This is a genomic window from Variovorax sp. 20P10.2.4 (assembly GCF_058244205.1).
Genome location: NZ_JBZAYE010000576.1, coordinates 1 through 4,656, shown reverse-complemented (window position 1 = coordinate 4,656; position 4,656 = coordinate 1). Strand labels below are relative to the sequence as shown.

The 4,656-nt window shown below is 67.9% G+C and carries 6 protein-coding genes; 4 read left to right on the top strand and 2 right to left on the bottom strand.

The features are described from left to right. On the top strand, positions 1-646 hold a 646-nt coding region (locus AC27VN_RS33345), incomplete at its 5' end, for a LysR family transcriptional regulator substrate-binding protein (RefSeq protein ID WP_490879330.1). Here AC27VN_RS33345 and AC27VN_RS33340 read toward each other — a convergent pair. Continuing rightward, a complete protein-coding gene (locus AC27VN_RS33340) occupies positions 636-1,835 on the bottom strand; it encodes an NAD-dependent formate dehydrogenase (protein ID WP_490879329.1) in 1,200 nt (399 codons plus the stop codon). The two genes, AC27VN_RS33345 and AC27VN_RS33340, sit on opposite strands and share 11 nt — an antisense overlap. 197 nt (positions 1,836-2,032) lie before the next feature. Here AC27VN_RS33340 and AC27VN_RS33335 point away from each other — a divergent pair, with 197 nt between their 5' ends. Then, the gene (locus tag AC27VN_RS33335; RefSeq protein ID WP_093344803.1) at positions 2,033-2,242 is read left to right on the top strand and encodes a TOBE domain-containing protein; all 210 of its coding nucleotides are present in this window, start codon (positions 2,033-2,035) and stop codon (positions 2,240-2,242) included. Here the strand turns inward: AC27VN_RS33335 and AC27VN_RS33330 are convergent. Next, positions 2,197-3,465 carry a DUF2268 domain-containing putative Zn-dependent protease gene (locus tag AC27VN_RS33330; protein ID WP_490879328.1) on the bottom strand — a complete coding sequence of 423 codons (1,269 nt, stop codon included), beginning with the start codon at positions 3,463-3,465 and terminating at the stop codon, positions 2,197-2,199. The genes AC27VN_RS33335 and AC27VN_RS33330 overlap by 46 nt on opposite strands. 139 nt (positions 3,466-3,604) lie before the next feature. On the opposite strand from AC27VN_RS33330, the gene AC27VN_RS33325 reads away from it, so the two are divergent. Further along, positions 3,605-4,021, top strand: a complete 417-nt coding sequence (locus tag AC27VN_RS33325) for a YjfI family protein (protein WP_093344797.1) — start codon at positions 3,605-3,607, stop codon at positions 4,019-4,021. An 11-nt stretch (positions 4,022-4,032) separates the two neighbouring features. Beyond that, the coding region (locus AC27VN_RS33320; protein ID WP_490879327.1) for a PspA/IM30 family protein at positions 4,033-4,656 on the top strand (624 nt) is incomplete at its 3' end.

Genomic DNA, 4,656 nt, shown 5'->3' with positions numbered 1-4,656 from the left:
GGGTGCGATCCCGGCCGCGCTGCCGCTGGTGCCGCGGCTCACGCAGGACTGCCTGCGCCGGCATCCGCGCCTCAAGCACGAGGTCTACACGCTGTCGGCCGCCGAGATCCTGCGCAAGATCGCCGACTTCGAGCTCGACATCGGCCTGAGCTACCTCGACGACGACCGGCTCGGCGCCTTCCAGACCCTGCCGGTGTTTCGCGAGCGCTATGTGCTGGTGGCGGCCGACGAGGCCATGTTCGAGGGCGCGGCCTCGATGTCGTGGTCCGATGCCGCGAGCCTGCCGCTGTGCCTGTTCACCACCAACATGCAGTGCCGCCGCGGCATGGACGCGGCCTTCGCCGCCGCCGGCGTGAAGGCCGTGCCGCAGGTCGAGACCGACTCGATGACGGTGCTCTACGCGCATGTGCGCCAGGCCGGCCTCTACGGCATCCTGCCGCACAGCGTGCTGTGCCTGGCCGAAGGCGCCGAGCAACTGCGCTGGCGGCCGATGTCGCCGCAGTTGCAGCGCGACATCGGCCTGGTGGTGCTGGCGCAGCAGCCGCACGCGCCGGTGCTCGATGCCGCGCTGCGCAGCTTCCGCGACCTCGACCTGCAGGGCTGGGTCGACGGACTGCTCGGCGCGGCACCGCAGCCTACTTCCTGAAGCGCGCGGCCTCTTCCGAGCCGCCGGTGGCATTGCCCGCGCTGTACGAGTGCGCGCCCACGCCGGCGAGCTTGCCGCCCTGCACGATCAGGTACTCGTTGCGGATCGGCCGGTTCTCGAAATAGCACTCGAGGATCTCGCGCGTGCCGGCCGCATAGCGCGTCTGCGCCGACAGGCTGGTGCCCGAGATGTGCGGCGTCATGCCGTGGTGCGGCATCGTGCGCCACGGATGGTCGGCCGGCGCCGGCTGCGGGAACCACACGTCACCCGCATAGCCCGCGAGCTGGCCGCTCTCGAGCGCCGAGGCGATCGCGTCGCGGTCGCACAGCTTGCCGCGCGCCGTGTTGATCAGGTAGGCGCCGCGCTTGAACTTCTTCAGGCTGTCGGCATTGATCATGTGCTCGGTCTCGGGATGCAGCGGGCAGTTCAGCGTGACCACGTCGCAGACCTGGGTCAGGCTCTCGAGGCTGGTGTGATGCGTGAGGTTGAGCTCCTTCTCGACCGACTCCGGCAGGCGATGGCGGTCGAGGTAGTGCAGCTTCACGTCGAAGGGCTTGAGCAGCCGCAGCACGCGCAGCCCGATGCGTCCGGCGGCCACCGTGCCCACCTGCATGCCCTCGAGGTCGTAGGAGCGCGCCACGCAGTCGGCGATGTTCCAGCCGCCCTTGACCACCCAGTTGTACGAGGGGATGTAGTTGCGCACCAGCCCCAGCGTCATCATCACCACGTGTTCCGCCACGCTGTTGCTGTTGCAGTAGGTGACCTCGGCGACCGTGATGCCGCGATCGATGGCGGCCTGCAGGTCGGTGTGGTCCGAGCCGATGCCGGCCGTCACGATCATCTTGAGCTTGGGCGCCTTGGCGATGCGCTCGGCCGTCATGTAGGCGGGCCAGAAGGGCTGCGAGATCACGATCTCGGCGTCGTGCAGCTCGCGGTCGAGCACGCTGCCTTCGCCGTCCTTGCTCGAGGTCACCACCAGCTGGTGGCCGTTGGCCTCGAGGTACTTGCGCAGGCCCAGCTCGCCCGAGACGCTGCCCAGCAGGGTGCCGGGCTGGAAGTCGATGCGCCGCGGCGTGGGCAGGGTCTGCCCGTCGGGATAGCGCTCCAGGTGCGGCAGGTCGTCGCGGGCATAGGTGGTGGGATAGCCCGTCACGGGGTCGTCGTAGAGCACGCAAACAATCTTGGCCAAAGTCATCTCCTGGTTGATGCGGCAGCACATCGCTGCACGGGAGAGATGGTTTCGCGAACGGCATGGCGGCGCCAATCGTTTGATCCGATGCGGCGATAGGCGAGGCTTATCGAAAGAACTGCGCGCTACCATGCCCCCGCGCCTCGGCGGCGCGCATCGCGACCGTCGAGGGCTTTCACATCCAACCAGGAGCACCCATGAAGATCAGCGCACGCAACGTCCTTTCGGGCAAGGTCATTTCCATCGTCCGCGGCCCCGTCAGCACCGAGGTCACGCTCGAGATCGCGCCCGGCGTCCAGGTCGTCTCGACCATCACCAGCAACTCGGCCGATTCGCTCAAGCTGGTGGAAGGCCAGACGGCCTATGCCGTGATCAAGGCCTCGAGCGTGATGGTGGGCACCGACTGAGGCGCGGCGCGTCGGGCGGGCGCGGCTGCCTGCGCCGCGGCGAACCAGGCCGCGGGCGCCGGTGACCATTGGCGATCGGGTTGCCGCTCGAGCAGGGCGCACGCCAGTGCCCCGAGGTCCGCATCGAAGACCTCGAGCGCCGCCTCGGCACCGCCGTCCTCGCGACGCGCGCTCGAGGCGAAGCGCGCGAAGGCGTTCCAGTCCCGGGCCAGCTGCTCGACCAGGATGCGGGCGAGTTCGTACGACAGCAGGTTGCCGTCGTCGGTCCGGAAGAAGGATTCGCCCGACCAGAACTGCTGGATCTGCGCCTCGCCCCAGAACGCGAGATGCTTGCGCCGCAATTCCTGCGGCGTGTGCATCGCGGGGCCGGCGCCCGCGAGCCGGCGTTCGGTGTTGACCGCGAGGCCTTCGTCGAGCCATCGGGGCAGGTCCAGGTGCGACAGGGCGTTGTGCGTCATCTCGTGCGCGATCACGGGCTCGATGGCCGAGAGATCGGCCCGCTTCGCGAGAAAGTGCGGGCAGCCTGCGTCGATGAACATGCCGCCGCTGAAGGCGAATTCGCCTTGCTCCGGGTAGTAGCCCGAAACGTAGCCGTAGTAGCTCTCCTCGTCGTCCACGACCAGCAGGATGCTCTTGTCGCCGGCTTCGAACAGGGCGATGCCGGCCAGGACCTTCTGGATCCGCTTGCGCGTGGCGACCACATAGGCCGCCGTGGCCGCCGCGACCACGGGCTCGAGCGAGGACAGCACCCAGGCCTGTTCCGATTCGTACAGATGGAAGTGAGGGCCCAGGGCATCCCGCAGATGCAGCAGCCATGCGCGCCGTCCCCGCGCGAGCGCTTCGCGTCGAAGGCCGGGATCGTCCTGCGAGGAGGCCCAGGCTTCGAGCGCTTGCCAATCCAGCAGCGGAAGACCCTGCGTCGTGTCCATGTTCGCGGGCAGGGAGAACGCAGGCGCAGCGCCGACGGCAAGCTCGGCCGGTGCCGCTTCGGCGACGAAGCCGTGGGGCAGCGCGGCATCGTCCGCGTCCTTTCCGGCGCCTCGCGGCGATCTCGGCAAGTGGGTCCACGCGATCAACGCACCCATGAAGGGAACGAGCCAGGCCATCGCGATCAGCAGGTTCCGGCGCAGCGCGGTCTCGTCGATGGCCCGGATGCGCCGCGTGATCCACGCGTTGAGCGCGAGCAGCGAGGCGAGGGTCGCGACGAGGAGGAGGGTGTCCATCGTCGAATTCTAGGGAGCGCGCCAGTGCCCAAAGTCATGGTCGTAGGCCAAAAGATTTTTTGACATGTTATGTCGGCAGCCCTATAGTGAACCCACCGAGGCAAGAGCGCCTTCACGTCACTCAATCACCAGGAGGGGTATGCAAACGCTGCTGAATCAACTCGAGGGTCTGGACGTTCTGGCGGGGGCCGCGATGGGCGGCGTGACGGTGCAGCTGCAGCCGATCCCGGGCCAGACGCCCGTGATCCAGGTGAGCATCGAGGGCCGCGACGAGCTCCCGATCTTCGTGACGAGTTCCGACATGCAGATCATCTGCATCTGCTACCTGTGGACCGAGGCCGACGTCAAGGCCGAGCGGCGCACCGAGCTGCTGGAGTCGCTGCTCGACCTCAATCCCTCCGTGCCGTTGTCGTCCTTCGGACGCGTCGACGGCCGCTACGTGCTCACCGGTGCGCTCGGGCGCGATGCGCGCGTCGAGGACATCGCGCGCGAAGTCGCGGTGCTCAGCGACAACGCGCTCGATGCACTCGATGCGCTGTCCGAATTCCTGAACTAAGCGAGGTCATCATGACGGTCATCAAGAAACTGGTCACCCTGCTGCGCGGCAGCGCACGCGAGATCGGCGAGAGCGTGGTCGACAGCAACGCGACCCGCATCTACGAACAGGAAATCATCGACGCCAAGCACAGCATCGAGAAGGCCAAGGGCGACCTCACGGGCGTCATGGCCAAGGAGATGCAGTCGGCCCGCGAGATCGAACGCCTCAAGAACGAGGTGGCGCGCTACGAGGGCCTCGCGCTCGAGGCGCTCAACAAGACGCAGGAGGGGCTGGCGCTCGACGTGGCCGCGCGCATCGGCACCATCGAGCAGGAGCTCGAGGAGCAGGCCAAGGCCCATGCCTCGTATGCGCTGCAGGTCGGCAAGCTCAAGGAACTGATCCGCTCGGCCGAGGCGCGCATCCGCGAGCACGAGCGCGAGATCGGCATCGCCAAGACCACCGAGAGCGTCTACCGCGCCACGCAGTCGATCTCCGAGAACATCGGCAGCGGCGGCTCGCGGCTGGCCAATGCGCGCGAATCGCTCGAGCGCATCCGCAAGCGCCACGAGGACCTGTCCGACCGCATGACGGCCAGCGAGTCGCTCGAGAACGAGCTGGGCCACGCCGCGCTCGAGAAGAAGCTCGCGGCGGCC

Coding starts and splice junctions, on each gene's coding strand:
- AC27VN_RS33335 (WP_093344803.1), top strand. CDS start 2,033: ATGAAGATCAGCGCACGCAACGTCCTTTCGGGCAAGGTCATTTCCATC.
- AC27VN_RS33325 (WP_093344797.1), top strand. CDS start 3,605: ATGCAAACGCTGCTGAATCAACTCGAGGGTCTGGACGTTCTGGCGGGG.
- AC27VN_RS33330 (WP_490879328.1), bottom strand. CDS start 3,465: ATGGACACCCTCCTCCTCGTCGCGACCCTCGCCTCGCTGCTCGCGCTC.